Here is a 23,321-nt window from a genome sequence, read left to right on the forward strand (position 1 = left end):
CCCGACAACCCGATGACCACGACCGACTCCAGTCTCGACTGGATGCTGGAGAACCTGCGCAGCGGGACCACCGGCGTCCGCCACGTCCTGGTGCTCTCCCGGGACGGACTCAAGATGTGCCACACCCGAGAACTCGACGTGGACCGGGCCGACCAACTCGCTGCGATCTCCGCAGGCATCCAGAGCCTGTCCCTGAGCGCCTCCGCCGAGTTCGGCGACGCCACCGGCGCTGGACAGGCCATGCTCGAGTACGGCGGCGGACTCCTGCTGATCGTCGGGGCCGGTGAGGGCGCCCACCTGGCCGTGGTCACCGGAACCGAGGCCGACGTCGGCGTGGTCGCTCGCCGGATGAACGAACTCGTCGACCAGATCGGCCACCACGTCGCCGTGCCCGCTCGTCGGAGGCCCTACGAGACGGGCCCGAGGCGATGAGCCCCGAACCCGCGGGCGAGGAGTCGCCGGACCGGCTGTACACGGTCACCGGTGGTCGCGGCGGCACCGACGAATCCTCCCTCGACTCCGTCGCGCTCATTGTCGCCGAGTCCGAACCCGCAGCCGACATGCAGTCCGAACACGCCGACATCCTGCGGTTGTGCCTGCGTCCGATCGCGGTGGTGGAGCTGTCCGCCGAGCTCGGGCTCCCCGTCAGCGTCGTCCGGATCCTCCTGGTCGACCTGCTCGACACTGGGGCGGTGACCGTCCGGCACCACGTCCCCTCCACCCCTCAGGAAGGGCCGAGGCACGACCCCGACACACTGAAGCAGGTGCTCCTTGCCCTCCAACGCCTCTGAACGGAACACACCCGCACCAGGCCGGACCCCCCTGGCCGCCACGATCGGCAACGCCCTCAAGATCGTGATCGTCGGGGGTTTCGGCGTGGGCAAGACGACCATGGTCGGAGCGGTCAGCGAAATGCGTCCGCTGAGCACCGAGGAGGTCATGACACAGGCCGGCGCCGAGATCGACGACCTGCGCGGGGTCCGCGACAAACGCACCACGACCGCCGCCTTCGACTTCGGTCGCATCACCGTCGACGCCACCCGGGTCCTCTACCTGTTCGGCGCGCCCGGACAGAAGCGCTTCTGGTTCCTATGGGAGCAGTTGTTCATCGGCAGCCTCGGCGCGGTCGTCCTCGTCGACACCACGCGGGTGGAGGACTCCTGGTACGCGATCGACCGGCTCGAACACCACGGCACGCCGTTCATCGTCGCGGTCAACCGCTTCGGCCCCGGCCCCGACCTGGAACGGGTGCGCGGCGCCCTGGACCTGTCCAACGACGTGCCCTTGCTGGAATGCGACGCCCGCCGCCGTGAGTCCGGCCGCGACGTCCTCATCACCCTCGTCCACCACCTGGCCTCGATGGAGCGGGCCCGGTCCGTCCTGAAGGAGACGCCGTGAACGACAGCGCGGGGATCCGGACCAACGTCACCACGGCGACGGGTTCCGTGCCCCATTCACCCGACCACGCCCACGCCATGCGCTTCTACGGGCCCGACATCGCCCGTGACCCGGTCTCGCTCTACGAGGAGATGCGGCGTCGCTTCGGACCCGTCGCGCCCATCCTGCTGGACGGGGACGTGCCCGCGTGGTTCGTCCTGGGTTACCGGGAACTGCACCACGTGACCGGCCATCCTGAGTGGTTCGCCCGGGACTGTCGTCGCTGGAACCAGTGGGACCGCGTCGGCGACGACTGGCCCTTGCTGCCCTACGTGATGTGGACCCCGTCGGTGATGTTCGCCGAGGGCGCCGATCACCGACGGCGCGCGGGGGCCATCGGCGACGCGTTGGACGCCGTGGACCGGGCCGACCTGCACACCCTGTGCAACCAGGTCGCCGATGGGCTCATCGACCGCTTCGCCGGAGACGGCGAGGCCGACCTGGTCAGCCAGTACGCCCACCAGATTCCGGCCGGGGTGATCGCCCGCCTGTACGGCATCCCCGCGCGGGAGGTGCCCGACATGGTGCGGGACAACCTGATCTCCCTGGACGTCACCGCGGACGCGGCCGGGGCGCACCAGCGACTCCAGGAACGGATGCGGCGGCTCGTCACCCAGCGGCGCGCGCATCCGCGCAAGGACGTCCCGTCCCGGTTGCTGACCCACCCGGCGGGGCTCACCGACGACGAGGTCTTCATGGACCTGCTCGTGATCATGTCGGCCGCGCAGGCGCCCACCGGCAACTGGATCGGCAACACGCTGCGGCTGATGCTCCTGGACGACGACTTCTCCCTGACCTTGCAGGGCGGGCGCAGCAGCGCCGACGAGGCGCTCAACGAGGTGCTGTGGAAGAACACCCCCACGCAGAACTTCATCGGCCGTTGGGCGGTACAGGCCTGTGACCTGGGTGGCCGTCGGATCCAGCGGGGCGATCTGTTGGTGATGGGGATGGCCGCCGCCAACGCCGACCCCCGGCTCAACACCGGGGACCTGAGCATCCACGTCTCCAACCGGGCTCAGATGTCGTTCGGGCACGGCGAACACGGCTGCCCGTTCCCCGCGCCCAGGGTCGCGGAGGTCATCGCCCGCACCGCGGTGGAGGCCCTCCTGGACCGGCTGCCGGACGTGCGCATGGCGGTGCCGCCCGAACAGCTGCGCTGGCGGCCCTCGGTGTGGATGCGCGGCCTGTACGACCTGCCGGCCCGGTTCAGTCCCATCATCGGGTCCGGCCGCTGATCCGGCCGGCCCGGGACGGGGAGCGTCCCCCGCCCCGGGTACGCGGTCAGCCGCCCTGACGTGGCGAGGGCACCCCCACCGGGGTGAACTCCAACGGCAGGTCTCGCAGGCCGCGGGTGAACAGCCCTTCTTCCGCCGGTTCGGCGCCCGGGGCCAGGTGAACGTCGGGCATCGCGTCCAGCAGGTCGTTCACCCCGACCCGCACCTCCGCCTCGGCCAACAGCGCCCCGACGCAGAAGTGTCGGCCCAGGGCGAAGGACAGGTGTTCGGCCGCCGCCGAGAAGGACGTGGCGTCGGCGAGCTCGGCGCGGAACACGTCGAAGGTGTCGGGGTCGGCGAACCGGTCCGGGTCGCGGTTGGCCGCACCGATCAGGCAGGTGACCGTGGACCCGGCGGGCACGGTGGCGCCGCCGATCTCCACGTCCTCGGCGGGTTGGCGCATGATCATCTGCACCGGTGGGGTGTAGCGCAGGGACTCGGCGAAGGCCCTCGGGATCAACGACCGGTCCTGGCGCACCGCGGCGAGCTGTTCGGGGTGCTCCAGCAGGTTCGCGAAGAGGCTCGCCAGCGCCTTGTCGGTGGTCTCGCCGCCGGCGGCCAGCAGCAGACTGCAGAACGCCTTGATCTCCTCGTCGGTCATCCGGGTGCCGTCCACCTCGGCCCGGCACAGTCGCGACAGCAGGTCGTCGCCGGGTTCCTCGCGCCTGCGTTGGATGATCGGGATGAGGTGGTCGGCGAGTTCGTCGTGCGTGCGCAGCCCGGCCGCGGTCACCTCCGGGTCCTGGCTCAGGTTGCCGAGGAAGGCGATGATCGCGGTGTACCAGTCGTGGAAGCGGTCGTGGTCGTCCGGGTCCAGGCCGAGCATGTCCACGATGACGTTGATCGGGAACCGGGTCGCGTACTCCGACACCAGGTCCACCCGGCCGCGGTGGCGGAACCGGTCGATCAGCCTTCGGCTGTTGTGCTCGATCACCGGGAGGAAGCGTTCGCGCAGGTCCTTGCCGCGGAAGGCGGGGGCCACCAGGGCACGACGCACGGCGTGTTCACGGCCGTCCAGTTGCAAGATGGTGCGCCCGTGCACGGGTTCCAGCTGCCAGGCGTAGTTCTCGGTGGAGAAGACATCGTTCTTGAACGCCCGCCGCACGTCCTCGTACCGGGAGACGACGTAGCTCCCGGTGGCCTCGTGCCACAGCAACGGCGCGTCCTCACGCATCGTCCGATAGGCCGCGTAGGGGTCGGCGGCGAACTCGGGGGAGAGCAGGTCCGGGACCTTGCGGGTTGTGGTCACAACGATCACGCTCCTGGAGGTGGGCCGAGCGACCACAGTAGGTAGGAGCGTCGCGGTAGACCAGAGCCCAGCGCTATATCCAGGCGAAATGCGTAATACGTCCGCCTTTGGAATGTCCGGAATGCGGGTGGACGTGCGGGATTCGGTTGGCCGAGAGGGTGACGCGTGGGATCAGGCCTGCCCGGTCGCCTCCTCGGCGGCCTCCTGGGCGATCCTTTCGAACTGGGCTCCCATGGCCTCGGCCAGGGCGGTGGCCGCGGACAATGGGCGGACCATGACGACGAGGTCGTCGATGAGGCCGTCCTCGTTCATGTGCAGGAAGTCGCAGCCGTTGATGTGGCGGTCGCCGACCTTGGCCTCGAACACCAGGGCGTGGTCCCGGCCGTCGGCGCCGCTGATCTCACGGACGTAGTGGAAGTCGCCGAAGACACGGTCGACCCCGCGCAGGATCGCGGCGGTGATGGAACGACCGGGATAGGGCTTGAAGGCGACGGGGCTGGTGAAGACCACGTCCTCGGCGAGCAGGGCGCGGATGGCTTCGTGATCGCCGGCCTCGACGGCCTTCCTGAAGGGATGCATGGTGCTCCGATGGTCGAACGGACAGGTGCGTGGGAGGTTATCAACCGGGCCGGCGGCGGCCCGGTCGCGACCGCCCGGTAACCTCGTCGCCGTTCGCCCCCGACCGTCCCTGTCCAAGAGAAAGGCACTCCCATGAGCGAGGAGCTGTCCGCGCGCGTCGACGGTCACGTCGGAGTACTGGAGATCCACCGACCCCCGCACAACCACTTCTCCCTGGACGTGCTCACCGAGCTCGCCGACACCGCCGAGGAACTGGCGGCCGACGGGTGCCGGGCGTTGGTGCTGTGCTCCGAGGGCAAGAACTTCTGCGCGGGGGTGGACTTCGCCGCGGGTGGTGTCGGGGACGACCCGGTGACCACCCTCAGCGCGATCTACGGTCAGGGTCTGCGACTGTACTCGCTGCCCATCCCGATGATCGCCGCCGTCCAGGGCGCCGCGGTCGGTGGTGGGCTCGGGCTGGCCTGTTCGGCGGACTTCCGGGTGGCCTCACCCGGCACCCGATTCCACGCCAACTTCGGTCGGCTGGGCCTGCACCAGGGTTTCGGGCTGACCGTGTCGCTGCCGCGCATCGTGGGCGCACAGAAGGCCGCCGACATGTTCTACACCGCCCGTCGGATCCCGGGGGAGGAAGCGCACGCCATCGGCCTGGCCGACCACCTGGTCCAGGACGGAAAGGTCCGCGCGGGAGCCCTGGAGCAGGCCCACCGGATCGCCGCCTCGGCGCCGTTGGCGGTGCGCTCGATGAAGACCACCATGCGCGCGGACCTGCTGGCCGCCCTGCCCTTCGCGCTGGAGCGCGAGATCGTCGAGCAGACCCGTCTGATGTCCACGAAGGACAACGAGGTGGGTGTCACCGCGTCCCTGAACCGCACCGACCCCGTCTTCACGGGGCACTGACCCGGTGGTTCAGGAGCCCAGGGCGCGTTTGAGGATCTTGCCCATGTCGTTGCGGGGCAGCGCGTCCAGCACGTGGAGGCGTCGCGGGCGCTTGTGCGGGGCCAGCTGAGCGGCGACCAGGTCGGCCAGCTCCGCCAGGGTGGGCGCCTGCGCGCCTCGGGATACGATCCACGCGACGACCCGCTCGCCCAGGTCGGGGTCGGGTTCGCCGGTGACGGCGGCCTCGGCCACCCCGGGGTGCGCCAGCAGCACGTTCTCGATCTCCCCGGCACCGATCTTGTAGCCACCGCTCTTGATCAGGTCGGTGCTCTTGCGACCCACCAACCGCACCAGACCCTCGGCGTCGACGGTGGCCATGTCCCCCGTCCGGAACCAACCGTCGTCGGTCATCGCCTCGGCGGTGGCCTCGGGACGGTTCAGGTACCCGCTGAACAGGTTGGCGCCGCGCACCTGCACCTCGCCGACCTCATCACCCTCGGGGAGCGGCTCCCCGTCGTCGCCGACCAGACGCAGATCCACTCCGTCCAGCGGGGTGCCGACCGCGCCCGGACACGGCGGGTGGTCGAGGCGGACACTGGTGTTCATCAGGGTCTCGGTCATGCCGTAGCGCTCGACGACCCGGTGTCCGGTGGCGGCGGTGAGGCGCTCGTGGTCGGGCAACGGGAGCGCCGCCGAACCCGACACCAGCAGGCGGGCCCCGGCCAACGCCCGCGCCAGGGCGGGATCGTCGTCCACCGCCTGGGCCAGGCGGTGGTACATGGTCGGCACCCCGAACAGGAGCGTGCCCTCGTCCTCCAGACCCCGACGGACCGCTTCGGGTTCGAATCGTCCCAAGTGGTGCAGGGAACCGCCCAGGTACAGGGGCCCGAACACGCCCAGGACGAGGCCGTGCACGTGGAACAGCGGAAGCCCGTGCACGAGCACGTCCCGTTCCGTCCACGCCCAGGCGCGGGCGAGCGCGTCGAGGCCGGCCCGGATCGCGCGCCGAGAGATCAGTGCCCCCTTGGGCGGGCCGGTGGTGCCGGAGGTGTAGACGACCAACGCGATGGACTCGGGATCCACCTCGCGCACGAGCGGAGGAGTGACCGGGTCGGCGGAGGCGTCGACCTCGCGCACGGGAAGATCGGCCAGGGCCTGGGGAATCGCGGCGCCGGGCGGAGCGAGCAGGAGTTCGGGTCGGCTGTCGTCGATGACGTGCCGCAGCTCCCGTTCCCCGGATCGCGGGTTGAGCGGGACGACCGGGACCCCGGCCAGGACCGCCGCGGTCACGGCCACGCAAGTGTGCGGTGACGGGGTGGCCCACACCGCGACCCGGCCCTCGGGCAGGTCGGCCGCGAGCCGGGAGGCGGCCCCGGCCAGTTCCCGATAGGTGAGGCGGTGGTCGCCGAACCGAAGGGCGGATCGGTCGACGGGAGCTGTGACGAGGGGGAACACGGGCTGGTCCCTTCATGGTGAACGGTGCGCAGGAACCATCCCTATCCCATCGGCGCGGTGTTCGACTCCTGGAAGCCGGACATCGCGCCGATGGGTTCGTTCCTCGGATGGAACGGCCGATTCACCCGAACTCGTCGACGTTCTCCTCGGTGACGACCTCCACGGGGACCATCACGGTCTCCTCCAGGCTCTCGCCCTCCACGACGGCGATCGCGTTGCGCAGCGCGACCCGACCCAGTTCGGCGGGCCGCTGGGCCACGGACGCGTACAAGGTGCCCTCGGCGACCGCTTCGAGACCCTCGGGGGTGCCGTCGAAACCGATCACGACGGCCTCCTCGCCACGGGAGGACAACGCCGCGGCGGCGCCGAGCGCCATCTCGTCGTTCTCCGCGAACACGGCGTCGATGTCGCCGTTGCCCTGGAGCATGTTCGTCATCACGTCCAGCCCCTTGGACCGGTCGAAGTCGGCGGGCTGCCGGGCCACCACCTCGATGTCGGGGAACTCGGCGATGCCCTCCTCGAAACCGGAACCGCGCTCACGGCTGGCGGAGGTTCCCGGGGTGCCCTGCAACACCACGATCCGGCCCTCCTCACCGATCGCATCGGCCAACTCCTGGGCCGCCAACCGGCCGCCCTCGACGTTGTCGGAGGCCACCAGGGTCTCCACGTGGGCCTCGTTGACGCCACGGTCGGCCGCGACCACGGGGATGTCGGCGTTGTTGGCGCCGCCCACCGGAGGACCGGCGGCGTCGGAGTCCACCGGGTTGATCACCATGGCGGCCACACCGGTGCTGACGAAGTTCTGGATCTGGTCGGCCTGCTGCGAGGCGTCGTCCTGGGCGTCGGTGACGACCAGTTCCACACCGGCCTCGTCCGCCTCCGCCTGCGCCCCGTCCCGCATCTGCAAGAAGAACGGGTTGTTCAGGGTGGACAGGGACATCCCGATCCGGGTCGTTTCGGTGCCGGAGTTCGGTGTCAGGAACGACAGGGCACCGACCACGAGGGCGGTCGCGGCCGCCGCGACCGCGAGCCGGATCCCCCGTTTACGACGGCTTCCGTTCGTACCGGAATCGGCCCCGGAACCCGCGCCCCCACCGCCACCGGAGCGACGGCGCAGCGTGTCGAACAGGACGGCGATCGCGATGACCACACCGATGACGACCTGTTGCCAGAACGCCGACACCGACAACAGGTTCAAGCCGTTGCGCAGCACCGCCAGGATCAGCGCACCGACCAGGGTGCCGAACGCCGACCCCACACCACCGGCGAGGCTGGCGCCACCGATGACGACCGCGGCGATCGCGTCCAGCTCGTAGCCCTGGGCGGCCTGTGGCTGGGCCGAGGCCAGACGGGAGGCCAGGATGATGCCGGCCACGGCCGCGAACAGACCCGACAGCGCGTAGATACCGAGCTGGTGCCGCTTGACGCGGATCCCGGACAGACGCGCGGCCTCCTCGTTGCCGCCGATCGCGTACATCGCGCGTCCGGCGAAGGTCCGGCGCAGGATCACCGCGGTGACCAGCACCATCACCAGCATGATGATCACTGGGACGGGCAGCCACCCGCCCAGCGAACGGCCCAGGACGGCCACGGAGTCCGGCAGTGAGATCGGGCTGCCCTCGGACAGCACCAGGGACAGGCCGCGTCCGATCGACAACATCGCCAGGGTGGCGATGAACGAGGGCAGCCTGCCGTAGGCGATCAGCACACCGTTGACCAGACCGCACGCCACACCGGTGGCGGCGGCGAGGGGAAGCGCCGACCAGATCGGGACACCCTGCACCGTGGCCAGGAAGCCCAGCACCGTCGCGGACAGCGCCGCCACCGAACCCACCGACAGGTCGATCCCACCGGAGATGATGACGAAGGTGACACCGAAGGCCAGGATCGCGATGACGGCGGCCTGCACACCCACGTTGAGGAGGTTCTGCGCCGTCAGGAAGTCGTCGGAGAGCAACGACATGACCACGACCAGGATGGCCAGGGCGGTCAGCGCGCCGTTCTCCAGCAGGAATCTTCGTAGGGCGGACCAAGTGCCGCCACTCTTGCCCGTATCAGTGGCCATCGTGGCCCTCCACTTCGTGCTCTTCAGTGCTCGACCGGGGGCCGGCGGCGACCGCGAGGGACATCACGGCGTCCTGCGTGGCCTCCTGCGCGCTGAGCTCCCCGGTGATGCGGCCCTGGGCCATGACGAGGATCCGGTCACTCATCCCCAGCACCTCGGGCAGGTCGCTGGAGATCATCAGCACCGCGTGACCGGAGGCGGTGAGTTCGTTGACGAGTCGGTAGATCTCGACCTTGGCGCCGGCGTCGACGCCGCGGGTCGGCTCGTCCAGGATCAGCACCCGAGAGTCGGCCAGCAGCCACTTGCCGATGACGACCTTCTGCTGGTTGCCGCCCGACAGGGTGCGCACGTGCTGGGAGATGCTCGACATGCGCACGCCCAGGTCGCCGGCGATCCGCCGGGCGGAGGCGCGCTGCCCCGCCAGGTTCACGAACCCGGCCTTGCTGGTGGGGCCCAGGGTGACCAGCCCCAGGTTCTCCTCGACGGAGGCGTCCAGGACCAGGCCCTGACCCTTGCGGTCCTCGGGGACCAGCCCCAGACCGGCGGTCATGGCCGCGTTGACGTCACCGCCGGGCAGCGGGCGGTCCAGGACCTCGACGGTGCCGGAGTCGTAGGGGTCCGCGCCGAAGACGGAGCGGGCGACCTCGGTGCGTCCGGCACCGACCAGCCCGGCCAGCCCCACGACCTCGCCCGCGCGGACCTCCAGGTCGACGTCCTCGAAGTGACCGGCCCGGGTCAGCCCCCGCACCCGCAGCAGCGACTCGCCCGTCTCGGGGCGTTCGCGCGGGTACTGTTCGTCGATGCTGCGCCCCACCATCAGGCGCACCAGTTCGTCCTCGGGGGTGTCGGCGCCCACGTGCGCGACCGAACGGCCGTCCCGCAGCACCGTCACCCGGTCGGCGAGCGCCCCGATCTCCTCCAGGTGGTGGGTGATGAAGACGATGCCCACACCGTCCTCACGCAGACGACGCGCGATGGTGAAGAGCCGCTCGACCTCTTCCGTGGTGAGCACGGCGGTGGGCTCGTCCATGATGAGGACCTTGGCGTTCAGGCTGAGCGCCTTGGCGATCTCCACCATCTGCAAACGGGCGATGCCCAGTCCGCGCACCTTGGCGCGCGGGGACACGTCCACGCCCACGCGTTCGAGCAGCGCGGCGGCCTCGGCCTCCATGCGCCGGTGGTCGATGAACCCGAACCGGCGGGGCTGGCGGCCCAGGAAGATGTTCTCCGCCACCGTGACGTCGGGGACCAGGTTGAACTCCTGGTAGATGGTGGCGATGCCCAGCCGTGCGGCGTGCTGGGCGTCCCGGACGAGGGTCTCGGAGTCCTCGACGAGGATCCGGCCGCGGTCGGGGCGGTGGGCACCGGAGAGCACCTTGATGAGGGTGCTCTTGCCGGCCCCGTTCTCACCGAGGAGGGCGTGGACCTCGCCCCGACGCAGGTCGAAGTCGACGTCGTCGAGGGCGATCACCCCGGGGAAGGCCTTGCGCACCCCCTCGACGCGCAGGAGTTCGTCCGTACTACTCACGTGTGGCTCCCTTGGTTTCCGGCTCGCCGCAGGAGCGGCGTACGACGAGGTGGGCGGGCAGGACGGTGGAGGAGGCGGGAGACCCCGCGATGAGGTCGGCCAGGGCCCGTACCGCGACCCGGCCCAGTTCCGCCGTGGGTTGGGCGATCGTGGTGATCGGAGGGTCGGTGTGCGAGAACCAGGGGATGTCGTCGAAGGCGGCCAGGGCGATGTCGTCGGGGACCCGCAGACCGCGCGCCCCGATCTCGTCCAGGGCGCCGAGCGCCATGAGGTTGTCGGTGGCGAAGACGACGTCGGGGGGCTGCGTCAGGTTCAGGAAACGTTCGGTGCAGACGCGTCCGCTCTCGGCCTGGAAGTCGCCGCGGCCCACGTACTCGTCGGGCAGCGCGAGGCCGTGGACGGCCAGGGCCGCGCGGAAGGCGTCCACGCGCTCGCGGCCGGTGGTGGTGGCCGCCGGCCCGGTGATGATGGCCAGGCGCCGGTGGCCGAGCGCGTACAGGTGGTCGACGAGGTCGGCGATGGCCGTGCGGCCGTCGGAGCGGACCACGGGCACGTCGACGCCGGTGATCCAGCGGTCGACGAACACCACCGGGGTGTCCCCGGCCGCGGCCTCCAGGGTCATGGGGGAGCGGCCGTCGGCGGGGGAGACGAGCAGGCCGTCGATGCGCCGGTCCAGCAGGCCGCGTACGTGGTGGTCCTCCAGGTCGGCGCGTTCGTCGGCGTTGCCGATGATGACGCTGTAGCCGAGCTCGCGGGCCTCCTCCTCCACGGCGCGGGCCAGTTCGGTGAAGTACGGGTTGAGGACGTCGCTGATGACCAGACCGATGGTTCCGGTCCGGTGGGTGCGCAGTGAACGGGCCACGACGTTGGGTCGGTAGCCGAGCGCGTCGGTGGCGGCCAGGACCCGTTCGCGGGCGTCGTCGCTGACCGAGGGGTGGCCGTTGAGCGCCCGGGAGACCGTGGCCACGGACAGGCCGGCCGACTCGGCGACGTCCTTGATGCTCACCATGGCGTCCACACCCCTCTCTCATCTCGTGGAAACGATTACATGGTCGAAAGCGATGATGCCAGACGAGAAGGGCACAAAAGTTCACACGCTGGGGTCGCAGGGATCTCGAACACGCGAATTGCCCGATATGTGCGTTTTTTCGGCATGCTTCACGGGGAAAGTGTGACGCCGGTCACGAAGGGTTCGCTTCGCCGGTGGCACCGGCGGCAGTGACACCACGTCACGCCCGGATCCTCCGGAACGTCATGGGCAGGTGCTGACGCGACGCCACTGCCCGACCACGGCGTCGACGGCTTGAATCGAAGAAGAGGGAATCGCACACGAAACCGAAGGTGGAGGAACCTCCCATGAGTGACCACGAACCCGCCCGAGAGGCCACCGAACAGACCGTGGACCTGAAACAGGAGGTGCTCAAGGGCGTGGGCGGCCCGTCGGGGATGGTGTACTCCGCCCTGCCGGTCGTGGTCTTCGCGGCGGCCGTCTCTTTCCTCTCACTGTTCGCGGCGATCGGCGTCTCGATCACCGTCGCCTCGGCGCTGGCGGTGTTCCGGATGTGGCGGGGCGAGCAGCTCGTCACCGCGATGGGAGGCGTCATGGGGGTGGTGGTCGCCGGAGGGGTCTCCTCCCTCACCGGCTCGGCCAACGACTTCTTCCTGATCGGGATCTGGGCCTCCCTGGCGGGAGCCCTGGTCACCTTGGCCTCGTTGCTGGTGCGACGCCCGCTGACCGGGGTGATCTGGAGCGCGCTCCACGGCGACACCCACCCCTGGCGTGCGGACCGGTCCTCACTGTTCGCGCACGACCTCGCCACGCTGTCGGTGGCGGCCATCTTCGTCGCGCGATTCGCCGTACGGCAGTGGCTCTACCTCGCCGACTCCACGACCGGGCTCGCCATCGCCGACACGGTGACGGGGTTCCCACTGACGGCACTGGCCGCGGTCGTGGTCGTCTGGGCGTTCCGTCGTACGAGCAAGCGCTGGAAGGTTCAGAGTGACGCCAGGAACTCGTCGATGCCCGCGACCTCGGCGCGGTCGTAGGTACTGACGTTGGCGAGGAGTTCGGCGGCGCCGGTTCGCTCGACGAGGTCGGTGAGCGAGTCCACCACCTGGTCAGGGGTACCGGCGATCGCGCCGGACAGCCAGTCGTCCACCGCCCTGAGCTTCATCGCGCTGGTCGTGCCATCGAGCAGTCGACGGACCTCCTCCACGGGCCTCAGCGCCCGGAACTCGCCCACCTCCCGCGAGTCCGCGTAGGCCCAGGCCTCGGGAAGCAGCAGGTCGCGGGCTCGCTCGGCGGTCTCCGCGACGGCGATGTCCACGTTCACGACCAGGTAGGGATCAGGCGCGGTCGGGCCCGGTCGGAAGCCTTGGAAGTAGCCGGCCAAGCGATCCGGGTCGCGTAGCAGCGGCCCCGCGGCCACCACGGGCAGCCCCAGCTCCGAAGCCAAGGCCATCCCGCCCTTGATGGCGAGCATGAACACCGGAGGAGGTTCGACGCGCGGCCTGACGGTGACGTCGGCCGTCCCGCTCAGATATTCGAGGACCTCCTCGACCTCGGCGGGGTACTCGCCCTCCCGCAGGGCGGTCCGCCCCAGCGCTTTGCGGATACGAGTGGTGAAACCGAGCGAGCCGCCGAGCCCCAGGTCGAACCGGCCGGGGAAGAGCGCCGCCAAGAGCAGGGCCTGTTCGGCGATCACCATCGGGCTGTGGTTGGGGACCATGATCCCGCCCGTGCCCAACCGAATACGCCGCGTTCGGGCGCCGATCGCGGCGAGCAGCACCGCGGGGGCCGAGCCGGCGATGCCCGGGACCGCGTGGTGCTCGGCGGTCCAGAACCGGTGGAAACCCAGCTCCTCCGCGCGCACCGCCCTCTCGATGGTCGTCGCGAGGGCCGCCGCGTCGGATTCCCCGGCGCGGGTCCGTGAACGGTCGAGCAGAGAGACACGCATCCGCCCTTGCTCCCTTCGGTGACACACGTCGGAAAACGAAAGCGGGCTCGCGAGCGGGGTGCTTTCACGGCGCTCGGGAGCCGTGGGGAGACCTTCCCCTTTCCCATGATCCTCCAACGGGGGAGGGGAGGTGACCTTCGCCGCGGCATGGCCTGGTCACAGGACCGAACCCGGCATAGACTCCTGTGCCGAATGGCAGGTTCCGACTTCCTCGACCTCGACCCGAGCACGGCCCCCTCACGAGGCCGGACGGCGTGGCTCGCGCAGCGTCTGCGCGCGGCGATCGCCGACGGCACCCTGCCACCAGGCACACGACTGCCGGCCGGCCGCGCCCTGGCCGAGGAACTGCCCCTGGCACGTGGGACCGTCGTGGAGGCCTACCGAAGGCTCGGTGAGGAAGGTCTGCTGGTCACCAACCGGGGTGGTGGTACGACCGTCAGGTACGCGACCCCCAGCCACTTGATGGCCCCGAACGCGACCGGGCTCGCCGTCAGGACGGCGGCCGCGCAGGTGAGGGCCGCCACCAGGTGCGGGAGGATCCCCAGGGCGCACCGACCGCCGCGACCAGCCCGGCCCTGGCCCCGCGCGTCAGGCCGGCCGCGATGGTGAACAACACACCGGTCCCCGGTGTCGCCGTCACCACGATCGAGGTCGTCCAGAACTCTATAGTCATACCGCCACGCTGTCCGTCACATGGCCCATCAAGAAGTGCCAAATCGTGCTCGGACAACCGGACCAAGCGGTCGACCCGATCAACGACACCGATCCGATGGGCTTCTCACCGAACTGTTCCGGTGCCCGTTCACCGGACCCGAGGCACCATCGTGGAAACAACGGAAGCGGGCTCCCGAGGGAACCCGCTTCGAAGATGATCTCCCAGCCATCTCCCATGGGAGAGACCGGAAAACGGCAAAGGCCAGAGCCGAAGCTCTGACCCTTGCCGTTGTTTGTGGGCGATACAGGACTCGAACCTGTGACCCCTACCGTGTCGAGGTAGTGCTCTAGCCAACTGAGCTAATCGCCCTCATGCGAGATGAGGTACATCTGGAGCCGGCGACGGGAATCGAACCCGTGTGCAGGGATTTGCAGTCCCTTGCCTAAGCCACTCGGCCACGCCGGCTTGGTCGAAGCACGAGGTAGCCGAACGGCACCCGTATGTGCCTTTCTCCGAGCGGACGACGGGATTCGAACCCGCGACCCTCACCTTGGCAAGGTGATGCTCTACCAGCTGAGCCACGTCCGCGTGTGGTCCGGAACGCGAGGTTCCAGGCCCGATCCGAGATTATCACCGGTGGGTGAGTACTTCGGATCATCCGAGCGGACGACGGGATTCGAACCCGCGACCCTCACCTTGGCAAGGTGATGCTCTACCAGCTGAGCCACGTCCGCGCGGCGAGTGCTCGTCACGGCCTTGACCGTGTCCCTCGCTGCGTTAAGAACTCTAGCGGATGTTCGGGCAAGTACGAAATCGACTTCTCAGAGGGGCTGGGCGCCCTGCCGAGGCAGGCCGACGTGGCCCGCCGCGGCGGCAGGAGCTACTTCTCCACATGCGCGGGGGTGGAAGGCATGTCGGGGCGCGGAGGTGCGGACAGGTACTGGCCGACCCGTTCGATCACCTTGTTCATCTCGTAGGCGATCAGGCCCACGTCACTGTCGGCGTCCGCCATCAGGGCCATGCAGGCCCCGTCGCCGGCCGCGGCGACGAAGAGGAAGGCGCGGTCCATCTCGATGATGCTCTGTCGGATGTCGCCGGCCGAGAACTGCTTACTGGCCCCTCCCGCGAGGCTGTGCAGTCCGGAGGCGATCGCCGAGAGGTGTTCGGCGGCGGGACGGTCGAGGCCACTGGAGGTGGCCATGAGGAGCCCGTCGGTGGACAGGACGATGGCGTGCTGTGTGCCCGAGGCGCGGGTCAGGAGGTCGTCCAGCAGCCAGCTGAGTTCGCCGCGGGCGGTGCTCGGTGGGGTCATGTCTCTCTTCGCTGTGTCGGTCGTCGGCCGTGCGTGGAGCACGCGCTCTGCGGGGGCGCGCGGTGCGGGGCGCAAGGGTGTCGGGGGCGTTGTCCTCCGGTCCCGCATAAGCGTTGCCCAGATGATAGTCATTCGTAACTTATCTGTCCGGCCATCGTCCCGGGGTCCAGGTGGGGTGGTCACCCCACATGCCACTCTGACCAGCGAAGACGGCACGGAAAAAGTCCCGAAAGCGCCGCTCGACGGCCGGTGCCGGTCAATGCACTTGCCAAGGTGTGCCGCCGGAAGGTAGCGGTGAGCCCGAGGGTGGGAGGATTCAGGGGAAACAGCTGGTCCGACCAGGGGCCTGGAGAGTTGGGGGTTGAGATGAGGGTGTGGATCGCCGGAGCCGGCTACGGCCGCGGCGCCGTGCTGGAGGAGAAGGACGCCCGGATCCCCGTGGTAGACCACGGCATCACCGTCGGAGACGGAGTGTTCGAGACGGTGCGGGCTCGGCACGGTCGACCGTTCGCGTTGACCCGGCACCTGAAGCGTCTGGCCCGCTCCGCCACGGGCCTGGGCATGGACGAACCCGACCTCGAACTGGTCGCGGACGGCGTCGCCCGTGCGGTGGCGGCCAACCCCGAGATGACCGACGCGCGGGTGCGCATCACCGTCACCGATGGGATCGGGCCGCTGGGTTCGGACCGGGGCGGGGGCGAACAGACCGTCATCGTGGCCCTGGGCCCCTTCCCCGGGATCCCTCCGCACACGAACGTGGCGCTGGCCCCATGGCCGCGCAACGAGTTCGGCGCCCTCGCCGGGCTGAAGACCACCTCTTACGCCGACAACGTGCGCGCCTTGGCCTACGCCCGAGATCGCGGCGCCACCGAGGCGATCTTCCGCAACGTCTCGGGGAACCTGTGCGAGGGCACCGGGAGCAACATGTTCGTCGTGCTGGACGGTCGACTCCTCACGCCGCCGCTGTCGGCCGGTCCGCTGGCCGGGATCACCCGTGAGCTCGTCCTGGAGTGGCACGGTGGAGAGGAGGAGGACGTGCCGATGGAACGTCTGCCCGAGATCACCGAGGCGTTCTTGACCTCGACCGGACGTGACGTGCAGCCGGTGCTCCACATCGACGACCGGCGGGTGTCGGCCCAACCCGGGCCGATCACGCTCAAAGCGATGGCGGTGTTCGCCGAGCGTTCCGCCGCGGATCTGGACCCGTGATCGACGCCTGAGGGAACGAGACGAGGGGACGGCGCCCAGGCGCCGTCCCCTCGTCTACTCGTTCACTCTGTTCCTCGTGGTGTCGGTGGTGTCCGAGGATCGCGCGGCCCCGCGGAGGATGTCGCACACCGAACGAACACTCAGGAGTGGAGGTGCTGCTGGATCTCCTCGTCGAGGTCGACGAAGGTCCCCTCCTGACCGGCGGGGACGATCTCGTAGGTGCGGTGCAGGAACTCGGCGAGTGGGGACACCTGGGTGTCGAACTCGGCCTGACCGAAGGGGGAGGAGAGAGCGATGCTCACCGAACGCTCGCCCTCCTCGTCCTTGGAGGGCCACACGCGCACGTCGCCCTCACCGACGGGGCGCACGATGCCCACGGTGAGGAGTTCTCGAGCGAAGATCCACTCGACGGGGGTGTCCTCGCCGGTGTGGAAGGCCACGCGGATCGCGTACGGGTCGTCGGAGCTGTAGTCGAGTCGCGCGACCAGCGGAACCGCGGTGCGCTCCGGGACCACGAGTCGCAGGCCCAGCTCGGCGGTGGCAGTCGTGTCGCTACTGTTCATGTTCGCCAAACCTTTTCTCGTCCGGCCCAGACGTTCCTGGGGCGCCGGCCGGTTGCCGTCTCACTTGGTTCGACGCGGCTGGCCGCGGATCATGACGTGAGTACGGAGATTTTTTCTGGTCGATGGGACCGGAGGTCTCGCTGCCCGCCCAGCGGGTCCAGCGCGCCGCGGGGCGGCACCACGATCCTTCGTCACTGTAATGACCAGGAGAAACCAAAGATTTCCCCATGTCGAGTGTCCCGTGTCACGCGAAGGTCGACTCGCGCTCGTTCTGGACGGGTCCACGAAACCGGGAACTCCTACTCATTACGGGGATCGCGGCCGTGGGCGTCCCCTTGTGGGGGAACCCGAACGCCGTTATGTGACCTCCATCACATGTCTGTGGATCCCTCGGGAGGCCCGGGGTGTGCCGAGTACTCCCGAACATGCGCTAAAGTTTTTCTTGTCAGGCCGACGAGGCCGGACAAGGGCCACAAGCCCGGCAGGGGCGATTAGCTCAGTTGGCTAGAGCGCATCGTTCACACCGATGAGGTCACTGGTTCGAGTCCAGTATCGCCCACCGATGAGAAGGACCGGATCCGTATCACGCGGATCCGGTCCTTCTTTTTCTGGTTTTGGTCGCCCCAAGCCCGGGCAACGTGCGCCTTTGCGTCGGGATGCCGGTTTCGGCGCCGGAGCGCTCCGGAAAACGTCCGCGCCCATTTTCCGAGTAGACCCGGCCGCTTCGAGGGCACCGGACTAGCGTGAGCGGCGGAGCGCCTTGCGCCGGGCGCGGTGTTCGCGGAACCTTCGCAGGTAGTCGTCCTTGAGCCGTGTGGCCCATCGTTCGCCGCGCCTCGCCCAGACCTTCGCCGGGTGCAGCAGGCGCCGGGCCCAGCGGAACTCGGTGCTGAGGATGAGCAGCCCGAGCAGCATCGAGGCGATGCCCGGCCCGGGGACCACCAACATGACGATCCCGGCGAGAACGACCACCGTTCCCACTGCGCCCACCAACAGGCGCCAGGGCATGTGCAGGACCGGGTGGGTGTGCATGTGTCTCCGGAACAGGCGCAGTCGCGCTCGAAGGCGGCGCCACCGGCGTACGTGGGCCCGGTGACCAGGGGATGTCTCCTGTGTCGGAGGTCCGTCGGATGGACTCGCTGACATGCGCTCACAGTATTCGGTCGAAGCTCGGCTCGGCATTCGGGTCATACTCGGGACGGGTCGTGTGGTCCGCCGATTCTCACCGATCTCGAGTGTCGGATCAATGGGCAGGCAGCGAACCCGGGAAAAACCAGGAGAAAACCGACCTCCCAGGACATACACATCTGGGTGTGATCAGGCCGGGTTCTCCGGAGAACGTCGGCGGCCCCGGCCGCCCGATGGCCGAATCCACCGACCGAATCACGGTGGTTCGACGGCCGGCCGCCACGAGGTTCTCCCGCACTCCCGCATCCGTCGTCCTTCCCGAACACACGAGCCCCATTCATCCGGCCGCTCGACCCTGTGGACAACGCGTCGACCCCCTCTCGAAGCCGCTAGCATCGAAGACGGAACACCAGGCCGCCGCACCGGTGGCCCGGTGTGGAACCGAAACGCACTCATCCACCGAGACGTATCCCTAGGAGTCACCGTGTCCGCCGCGCCTGAGCTGCACATCACCCTCGCCGGAACCCCGCGTGCGGTGGCGGCCACGACCACTGCGGGGCAGGCCTTGGAAGCGGACGGCAGGAACGTGATCGCCGCCCTGGTCAACGGCGAACCCCGCGACCTCTTCCGGGAGCTGGCCGATGGTGACGCCGTCGAGCCGATCACGATCGACTCCGAGGAGGGGCGGGCGATCCTGCGCCACTCCACCGCGCACATCCTCGCCCAGGCCGTCCAAGAACTCTTCCCCGAGGCCAAGCTGGGCATCGGGCCGCCCGTCGAGAACGGTTTCTACTACGACTTCGACGTCGCCGAGCCCTTCACCCCCGCCGATCTCAAGAGCATCGAGAAGAAGATGCAGCAGATCATCAAGCAGGGGCAGCGCTTCGACCGCCGAGTCGTCTCCGACGACGACGCCCGCGCCGAGCTGGCGACCGAGCCCTACAAGCTGGAGCTGATCGACCTCAAGGGCGGCGCGGCCGAGGCCGCCGATGGCGCCTCCGCGGAGGTCGGCACCGGTGAGCTCACCATCTACGACAACGTCCACCCGCGCACCGGCGAGCTGTGCTGGAAGGACCTGTGCCGTGGGCCGCACATCCCGACCACCAAGGTCGTCCCCGCGTTCAAGCTGATGCGCACCGCCGCCGCCTACTGGCGCGGCAAGGAGACCAACCCGCAGCTGCAACGCGTCTACGGCACCGCCTGGGAGGACAAGGAGTCGCTCAAGGCGTACCTGACCTTCCTGGAGGAGGCCGAGAAGCGCGACCACCGCAAGCTCGGCTCCGAGCTCGACCTGTTCTCCATCCCGGACGAGATCGGCTCCGGTCTGGCGGTCTTCCACCCCAAGGGCGGCATCATCCGCCGGGTCATGGAGGACTACTCGCGCAAGCGCCACGAGGAGAGCGGCTACGAGTTCGTCTACACCCCGCACGCCACCAAGAGCACCCTGTTCGAGAAGTCCCAGCACCTGAGCTGGTACGCGGACGGTATGTACCCCCCGATGCAGCTCGACGGCGGGCAGGACTACTACCTGAAGCCGATGAATTGCCCGATGCACAACCTGATCTTCGACGCGCGCGGGCGTTCCTACCGTGAGCTGCCGCTGCGCATGTTCGAGTTCGGCACCGTGTACCGGTACGAGAAGTCCGGCGTGGTGCACGGGCTGACCCGTGCGCGCGGTTTCACCCAGGACGACGCGCACATCTACTGCACCAAGGAACAGATGGCCGGCGAGCTCGACTCGCTGCTCACCTTCGTGCTGGACCTGCTGCGCGACTACGGTCTCGACGACTTCTACCTGGAGCTGTCCACCAAGGACCCGGAGAAGTACGTCGGTGAGGACGACGTCTGGGAGGAGGCCACCTCGATCCTGCGCGGGGCCGCCGAGAAGCAGGGGCTGAACCTGGTCATGGACCCGGGCGGCGCCGCCTTCTACGGACCGAAGATCTCCGTTCAGGCCAAGGACGCCATCGGCCGGACCTGGCAGATGTCCACCATCCAGCTGGACTTCAACCTGCCCGAGCTGTTCGACCTGGAGTACACCGCGGCCGACGGTTCCCGTCAGCGCCCGGTGATGATCCACCGTGCCCTGTTCGGTTCCATCGAGCGGTTCTTCGCGGTACTGCTGGAACACTACGCGGGTGCGTTCCCGGCGTGGCTGGCCCCGGTCCAGGTCGTGGGCATCCCGATCGCCGACGAGCACGTGCCCTACCTCCAAGAGGTCGAGGCCAAGCTGCGCGCCGAGGGCATTCGCGTCGAGGTGGACGCGAGCGACGACCGGATGCAGAAGAAGATCCGTAACGCGCAGAAGCAGAAGATCCCCTTCATGCTGCTGGCCGGTGACGACGACATCGCCAAGGGCGCGGTGTCCTTCCGCTACCGGGACGGTTCGCAGAACAACGGTGTGCCGGTGGAGGAGGCGGTCACCGAGATCGTCGCGTCCGTCCGCGAACGCCGCTGATCCGGTTCCACGAAAGCACGGAGCGCCCGTCCCTCGCGGGGTCGGGCGCTCTTTCGTGTACTGCGCAGGGGCTGGTCAGGCTCGCTCACGCGGGCGACGGGGTTCGTCGTCCTTGAAGAGGTCATCGCGAGAGATCTGCGCGGTGGCGTTGGGGTCGGGGGTGGTCTCTTCCTCGTCGTCCTTGAAGAGGTCGGCGCGTGAGATGCGGTGCGTGGAATCGGGGTCGCTCATGGTGTCCACTCCTTGGAGGTCGGGGGCAACCCGGATTTTATCCGCAGCTCACCGTGTGGCCGAACGTCCGGATTCGCGCACGCACGGTCGCGGCGGGGTCAGGGGCCGGTGGTGTGGGGTTGCCAGGCGCGGGCCGGGATCCGGTTCACCAGGTCGATCAGGTAGTCCGCCGCGGTCAGCGCGCGGTCGGGGTCCAGCCGCATCGGGGCCCAGGTGAGGATGTGGTCGCCGGTGAACCGGATCGGAAGCGACCGTGAGCGACAGTCCGACAGCAGCCACGCGGCGGTCGCGTGGTCGAGCACGGCCCGGGTGAAGTGTTCGTCCGCGCCGACGGTGCGGAAGGCTCCGGAGAAGGAGACCTCGACCTGTTCGGGTTCACCCCGCCCGTCGAAGGAGACGACCCTGGCCAGGTCGCGGCGGTGGATCTCCAGGTCCGACCCGTGTCCGGGGGTGCGCACCGCCACGACACGGTGCGTCGTGCTCTCGCCGCCACGTCGGTCGGGGGCGTGGGTGAGTTCGAAGGCGGTGACCCGGTGGCGGCCACGGTGGCCGATCAGCACGTGGTGCGCGCGTGGGTCGTGACCGCGTAGCGCGTCTGGCAGGGTGGCGCCCTCCAGGGGCGCAGAGCGTTGTTCGACGTACTCCCAGCCATGTTCACGGGCCCAGGCGTTCAGCTCGGTGACGCGTTCCTTGCGAAAGTGCGCGGCGACGATGATCGCACCGGCGGTCACCACGACGGTGGCCAGGGCGATCATCGGCAGGGCGCCTTCCATCCGGTGTCTCCTCATGAGGAATGTGGGAGGGCCCTGGGATCCGGGGCGAGGGGCGTCGCTACTGTCCGGATCGGACGCGCGCCCGGAAGAGCAGGGGGCCCGCGCCGGCCATGTATGCCCATTCTGTGTCGTTTGTCGCTGCTTGTCACCCCTGGGGAATGTTCCCCGGCGTCACCACACGCACCTCCGTCGCACTGTGCACACCCGTCCCATCTGCGCCATGACCGGCCACGCATGATCTTCACAGTGGGCGACCCACCACCACCGCGGTGTGAACGCTGTCCGGATGTGGCCACGATCAATAGGTGCGCATGACGCCGTTCCGTGCCAGGGACAGCAGGATCCGCTCGGGGGTCGGACGGAGCTCGGGGGCGGTCGCCAGCGCGGCGCGCACAGGGGAGAGGTATTCACCGGGCAGTCCGAGCAGGTCGGCCTCCCCTCGCAGGACCCTCCGGGTGATCGCCTCCGGGGCGGACCCGAACGGGTTGCGTCCGGTGGCGGCGTAGACGGTCAGTTGGCCCCAACCGAACACGTCCGAGGCGGCCGACGCGGCGGCTCCGCGTAGGCGTTCTGGCGCGACCCACCCGGGAGTGCCCCAGACGGAGCCGTGTGTGGTCTGTTCGGTGCGCCCGGCGGCCACTCCGAAGTCCAGCACGCGGGGGCCGCGCGGGGAGAGGACGACGTTGCCGGGTTTGAGGTCGCGGTGCACGATTCCGGCCCGATGGATGTCGGCCAGCGCCGCGGCGACTCCGGTGACCACCCGGGCCAGTGCGCGGTCCCGTAGAGGGCGCACGTCGCGCACTTGTTCACTCAAGGTGGGGCCGGGAACGTGCCCGATGGCCAACCAAGGAAGGACCGCTCCGGGCGCGGCCCCCGCGAACCGGGGAACGAATCGGCTGCGCACCCTACGAAGGGCCGCGACCTCCCGGGCGAAGCGTTCCCTGAACTCGGGTTCGTCGACCAGTTCGGGGTGGACCGCCTTGACCGCCACCAGCCGTCCGAAGCGTGACCGCGCGAGGTAGGCGGTCCCCATACCGCCGGAGCCGAGCCTGCCGAGCAAACGGTAGGGGCCCAGGCGCGCGGGATCGTGTGCCCCGAGCGGGGCCGCGCCGTCGGGGTCGTGCGACGTCGAGAAAAGGGGCGTGGGCACGGTGCCGAGTCCTCGGGGGGAGAGGGCGGGTACATCGAGCACGCCCATACTCTCAGCGCGTGCGTCCCGCCACCCGGTGAGGGTCCTCGATGGCATTCCTGTGCCAAGCGGGCCTCTGCGCCGGTTGGTAGGAGGAAGAGACGGAAGGGGCGTTCCGGCCTGTTACCTGGTAGGAGCGAACGTCAGCACCGTAGCGCTCGGGTTCGGTCTACGCCACGCTGTTGACGGTTTTGCCCTGTCGAGAAGCGGGATGCGGGATACGGGAGGTGGGTGTTGGTTCTCTCCTGGGTTATCCACAGGCGGGGAGTTCGGGCTGGTGGTGGATCGGTGGGCGTGATCCCATCGATCTTGGGGGAGCCGCTGGTTTCGCCGGTTTTGTGCTGCCCGGGGTGGGGGCGGGCGGTGGACGGTGGGGCGCCTGG

Annotated in this window: 22 protein-coding genes and 5 tRNA genes; 10 read left to right on the forward strand and 17 right to left on the reverse strand. The window is 69.2% G+C overall.

Annotated elements, in window-relative coordinates; all coding sequences use genetic code 11:
• Positions 1 to 12: 12 nt before the first annotated feature.
• Genes NLI01S_RS15620 through NLI01S_RS15635 form a run of 4 tightly spaced genes read left to right on the forward strand, consistent with a single transcriptional unit; the run spans position 13 to position 2,672 of the window.
• Positions 13 to 432 (forward strand): roadblock/LC7 domain-containing protein, encoded by a 420-nt coding sequence (locus tag NLI01S_RS15620; RefSeq protein WP_067605053.1) that lies wholly within the window; start codon positions 13 to 15, stop codon positions 430 to 432.
• On the forward strand, positions 429 to 791 hold the full coding sequence (locus tag NLI01S_RS15625; RefSeq protein ID WP_067605055.1) for a DUF742 domain-containing protein: 363 nt from the start codon (positions 429 to 431) through the stop codon (positions 789 to 791). Before NLI01S_RS15620 ends, NLI01S_RS15625 begins: the two co-directional genes overlap by 4 nt.
• Positions 772 to 1,398 (forward strand): GTP-binding protein, encoded by a 627-nt coding sequence (locus NLI01S_RS15630; protein ID WP_067605057.1) that lies wholly within the window; start codon positions 772 to 774, stop codon positions 1,396 to 1,398. Before NLI01S_RS15625 ends, NLI01S_RS15630 begins: the two co-directional genes overlap by 20 nt.
• Positions 1,395 to 2,672, forward strand: a complete 1,278-nt coding sequence (locus NLI01S_RS15635; RefSeq protein ID WP_067605058.1) for a cytochrome P450 — start codon at positions 1,395 to 1,397, stop codon at positions 2,670 to 2,672. The genes NLI01S_RS15630 and NLI01S_RS15635 overlap by 4 nt, the downstream gene beginning before the upstream one ends.
• Before the next feature lie 46 nt (positions 2,673 to 2,718).
• Here NLI01S_RS15635 and NLI01S_RS15640 read toward each other — a convergent pair whose 3' ends face one another.
• A complete protein-coding gene (locus NLI01S_RS15640; RefSeq protein WP_067605060.1) occupies positions 2,719 to 3,960 on the reverse strand; it encodes a cytochrome P450 in 1,242 nt (413 codons plus the stop codon).
• Between the two features lie 171 nt (positions 3,961 to 4,131).
• On the reverse strand, positions 4,132 to 4,539 hold the full coding sequence (locus tag NLI01S_RS15645; protein WP_067605062.1) for a nuclear transport factor 2 family protein: 408 nt from the start codon (positions 4,537 to 4,539) through the stop codon (positions 4,132 to 4,134).
• A gap of 132 nt (positions 4,540 to 4,671) precedes the next feature.
• Here NLI01S_RS15645 and NLI01S_RS15650 point away from each other — a divergent pair, with 132 nt between their 5' ends.
• Positions 4,672 to 5,436 carry an enoyl-CoA hydratase/isomerase family protein gene (locus tag NLI01S_RS15650; RefSeq protein WP_067605064.1) on the forward strand — a complete coding sequence of 255 codons (765 nt, stop codon included), beginning with the start codon at positions 4,672 to 4,674 and terminating at the stop codon, positions 5,434 to 5,436.
• Between the two features lie 9 nt (positions 5,437 to 5,445).
• On the opposite strand, the gene NLI01S_RS15655 is transcribed toward NLI01S_RS15650, so the two are convergent.
• The 4 genes from NLI01S_RS15655 to NLI01S_RS15670 form a co-directional block, all read right to left on the reverse strand.
• Positions 5,446 to 6,870 (reverse strand): acyl-CoA synthetase, encoded by a 1,425-nt coding sequence (locus tag NLI01S_RS15655; protein ID WP_067605066.1) that lies wholly within the window; start codon positions 6,868 to 6,870, stop codon positions 5,446 to 5,448.
• A gap of 121 nt (positions 6,871 to 6,991) precedes the next feature.
• The gene (locus NLI01S_RS15660; RefSeq protein ID WP_067605068.1) at positions 6,992 to 8,935 is read right to left on the reverse strand and encodes an ABC transporter permease/substrate-binding protein; all 1,944 of its coding nucleotides are present in this window, start codon (positions 8,933 to 8,935) and stop codon (positions 6,992 to 6,994) included.
• On the reverse strand, positions 8,925 to 10,463 hold the full coding sequence (locus NLI01S_RS15665; protein ID WP_067605070.1) for a sugar ABC transporter ATP-binding protein: 1,539 nt from the start codon (positions 10,461 to 10,463) through the stop codon (positions 8,925 to 8,927). The genes NLI01S_RS15660 and NLI01S_RS15665 overlap by 11 nt, the downstream gene beginning before the upstream one ends.
• A complete protein-coding gene (locus tag NLI01S_RS15670; protein ID WP_067605097.1) occupies positions 10,456 to 11,472 on the reverse strand; it encodes a LacI family DNA-binding transcriptional regulator in 1,017 nt (338 codons plus the stop codon). The genes NLI01S_RS15665 and NLI01S_RS15670 overlap by 8 nt, the downstream gene beginning before the upstream one ends.
• 347 nt (positions 11,473 to 11,819) lie before the next feature.
• Between NLI01S_RS15670 and NLI01S_RS15675 the strand changes: the two genes are divergently transcribed.
• Positions 11,820 to 12,509, forward strand: coding sequence for a DUF3159 domain-containing protein (locus NLI01S_RS15675; protein WP_067605072.1), 690 nt, complete (start codon positions 11,820 to 11,822; stop codon positions 12,507 to 12,509).
• Here the strand turns inward: NLI01S_RS15675 and NLI01S_RS15680 are convergent.
• Positions 12,458 to 13,420, reverse strand: a complete 963-nt coding sequence (locus NLI01S_RS15680) for an MsnO8 family LLM class oxidoreductase (RefSeq protein ID WP_067605074.1) — start codon at positions 13,418 to 13,420, stop codon at positions 12,458 to 12,460. The genes NLI01S_RS15675 and NLI01S_RS15680 overlap by 52 nt on opposite strands.
• 192 nt (positions 13,421 to 13,612) lie before the next feature.
• On the opposite strand from NLI01S_RS15680, the gene NLI01S_RS26425 reads away from it, so the two are divergent.
• On the forward strand, positions 13,613 to 14,029 hold the full coding sequence (locus NLI01S_RS26425) for a GntR family transcriptional regulator (RefSeq protein ID WP_067605076.1): 417 nt from the start codon (positions 13,613 to 13,615) through the stop codon (positions 14,027 to 14,029).
• 341 nt (positions 14,030 to 14,370) lie between these two features.
• Here NLI01S_RS26425 and NLI01S_RS15690 read toward each other — a convergent pair.
• The 5 genes from NLI01S_RS15690 to NLI01S_RS15710 form a co-directional block, all read right to left on the reverse strand.
• Positions 14,371 to 14,444: transfer RNA gene (locus tag NLI01S_RS15690), tRNA-Val, on the reverse strand.
• 21 nt (positions 14,445 to 14,465) lie between these two features.
• Positions 14,466 to 14,540, reverse strand: a tRNA-Cys gene (locus tag NLI01S_RS15695).
• A 50-nt stretch (positions 14,541 to 14,590) separates the two neighbouring features.
• Positions 14,591 to 14,663: transfer RNA gene (locus NLI01S_RS15700), tRNA-Gly, on the reverse strand.
• A gap of 73 nt (positions 14,664 to 14,736) precedes the next feature.
• Positions 14,737 to 14,809: transfer RNA gene (locus NLI01S_RS15705), tRNA-Gly, on the reverse strand.
• 146 nt (positions 14,810 to 14,955) lie between these two features.
• On the reverse strand, positions 14,956 to 15,387 hold the full coding sequence (locus tag NLI01S_RS15710) for a roadblock/LC7 domain-containing protein (RefSeq protein ID WP_067605078.1): 432 nt from the start codon (positions 15,385 to 15,387) through the stop codon (positions 14,956 to 14,958).
• Between the two features lie 366 nt (positions 15,388 to 15,753).
• On the opposite strand from NLI01S_RS15710, the gene NLI01S_RS15715 reads away from it, so the two are divergent.
• Positions 15,754 to 16,596, forward strand: a complete 843-nt coding sequence (locus NLI01S_RS15715) for an aminotransferase class IV (protein ID WP_067605080.1) — start codon at positions 15,754 to 15,756, stop codon at positions 16,594 to 16,596.
• 140 nt (positions 16,597 to 16,736) lie between these two features.
• Here the strand turns inward: NLI01S_RS15715 and NLI01S_RS15720 are convergent, their stop codons facing one another.
• Positions 16,737 to 17,159: an SsgA family sporulation/cell division regulator gene (locus tag NLI01S_RS15720; protein ID WP_067605082.1), complete on the reverse strand. Its 423-nt coding sequence runs from the start codon at positions 17,157 to 17,159 to the stop codon at positions 16,737 to 16,739.
• A 485-nt stretch (positions 17,160 to 17,644) separates the two neighbouring features.
• Here NLI01S_RS15720 and NLI01S_RS15725 point away from each other — a divergent pair.
• Positions 17,645 to 17,718: transfer RNA gene (locus NLI01S_RS15725), tRNA-Val, on the forward strand.
• A 179-nt stretch (positions 17,719 to 17,897) separates the two neighbouring features.
• Here the strand turns inward: NLI01S_RS15725 and NLI01S_RS15730 are convergent.
• Complete coding sequence (locus NLI01S_RS15730) at positions 17,898 to 18,191, reverse strand: PGPGW domain-containing protein (protein WP_067605084.1); 294 nt, start codon at positions 18,189 to 18,191, stop codon at positions 17,898 to 17,900.
• 580 nt (positions 18,192 to 18,771) lie between these two features.
• Between NLI01S_RS15730 and thrS the strand changes: the two genes are divergently transcribed.
• Positions 18,772 to 20,745: a threonine--tRNA ligase gene (gene thrS / locus NLI01S_RS15735; protein ID WP_067605086.1), complete on the forward strand. Its 1,974-nt coding sequence runs from the start codon at positions 18,772 to 18,774 to the stop codon at positions 20,743 to 20,745.
• Positions 20,746 to 20,820: 75 nt separating this feature from the next.
• On the opposite strand, the gene NLI01S_RS26065 is transcribed toward thrS, so the two are convergent.
• The 3 genes from NLI01S_RS26065 to NLI01S_RS15745 all read right to left on the reverse strand — a co-directional run bounded on the left by NLI01S_RS26065 (position 20,821) and on the right by NLI01S_RS15745 (position 22,899).
• A complete protein-coding gene (locus NLI01S_RS26065; protein WP_190318482.1) occupies positions 20,821 to 20,976 on the reverse strand; it encodes a hypothetical protein in 156 nt (51 codons plus the stop codon).
• Positions 20,977 to 21,074: 98 nt separating this feature from the next.
• Positions 21,075 to 21,749 (reverse strand): hypothetical protein, encoded by a 675-nt coding sequence (locus tag NLI01S_RS15740; protein WP_067605088.1) that lies wholly within the window; start codon positions 21,747 to 21,749, stop codon positions 21,075 to 21,077.
• Between the two features lie 298 nt (positions 21,750 to 22,047).
• Positions 22,048 to 22,899, reverse strand: a complete 852-nt coding sequence (locus NLI01S_RS15745) for a serine/threonine-protein kinase (protein WP_067605099.1) — start codon at positions 22,897 to 22,899, stop codon at positions 22,048 to 22,050.
• Positions 22,900 to 23,321: the final 422 nt, after the last annotated feature.

The sequence above is a fragment of the Nocardiopsis listeri NBRC 13360 genome, from assembly GCF_001570765.1.
GTDB lineage: Bacteria > Actinomycetota > Actinomycetes > Streptosporangiales > Streptosporangiaceae > Nocardiopsis > Nocardiopsis listeri.

Coding starts and splice junctions, on each gene's coding strand:
- NLI01S_RS15625 (WP_067605055.1), top strand. CDS start 429: ATGAGCCCCGAACCCGCGGGCGAGGAGTCGCCGGACCGGCTGTACACG.
- NLI01S_RS15710 (WP_067605078.1), bottom strand. CDS start 15,387: ATGACCCCACCGAGCACCGCCCGCGGCGAACTCAGCTGGCTGCTGGAC.
- NLI01S_RS26425 (WP_067605076.1), top strand. CDS start 13,613: ATGGCAGGTTCCGACTTCCTCGACCTCGACCCGAGCACGGCCCCCTCA.
- NLI01S_RS15675 (WP_067605072.1), top strand. CDS start 11,820: ATGAGTGACCACGAACCCGCCCGAGAGGCCACCGAACAGACCGTGGAC.
- NLI01S_RS15740 (WP_067605088.1), bottom strand. CDS start 21,749: ATGGAAGGCGCCCTGCCGATGATCGCCCTGGCCACCGTCGTGGTGACC.
- NLI01S_RS15620 (WP_067605053.1), top strand. CDS start 13: ATGACCACGACCGACTCCAGTCTCGACTGGATGCTGGAGAACCTGCGC.
- NLI01S_RS15670 (WP_067605097.1), bottom strand. CDS start 11,472: ATGGTGAGCATCAAGGACGTCGCCGAGTCGGCCGGCCTGTCCGTGGCC.
- NLI01S_RS15645 (WP_067605062.1), bottom strand. CDS start 4,539: ATGCATCCCTTCAGGAAGGCCGTCGAGGCCGGCGATCACGAAGCCATC.
- NLI01S_RS15650 (WP_067605064.1), top strand. CDS start 4,672: ATGAGCGAGGAGCTGTCCGCGCGCGTCGACGGTCACGTCGGAGTACTG.
- NLI01S_RS15715 (WP_067605080.1), top strand. CDS start 15,754: ATGAGGGTGTGGATCGCCGGAGCCGGCTACGGCCGCGGCGCCGTGCTG.
- NLI01S_RS26065 (WP_190318482.1), bottom strand. CDS start 20,976: ATGAGCGACCCCGATTCCACGCACCGCATCTCACGCGCCGACCTCTTC.
- NLI01S_RS15730 (WP_067605084.1), bottom strand. CDS start 18,191: ATGCACACCCACCCGGTCCTGCACATGCCCTGGCGCCTGTTGGTGGGC.
- NLI01S_RS15660 (WP_067605068.1), bottom strand. CDS start 8,935: ATGGCCACTGATACGGGCAAGAGTGGCGGCACTTGGTCCGCCCTACGA.
- NLI01S_RS15680 (WP_067605074.1), bottom strand. CDS start 13,420: ATGCGTGTCTCTCTGCTCGACCGTTCACGGACCCGCGCCGGGGAATCC.
- NLI01S_RS15720 (WP_067605082.1), bottom strand. CDS start 17,159: ATGAACAGTAGCGACACGACTGCCACCGCCGAGCTGGGCCTGCGACTC.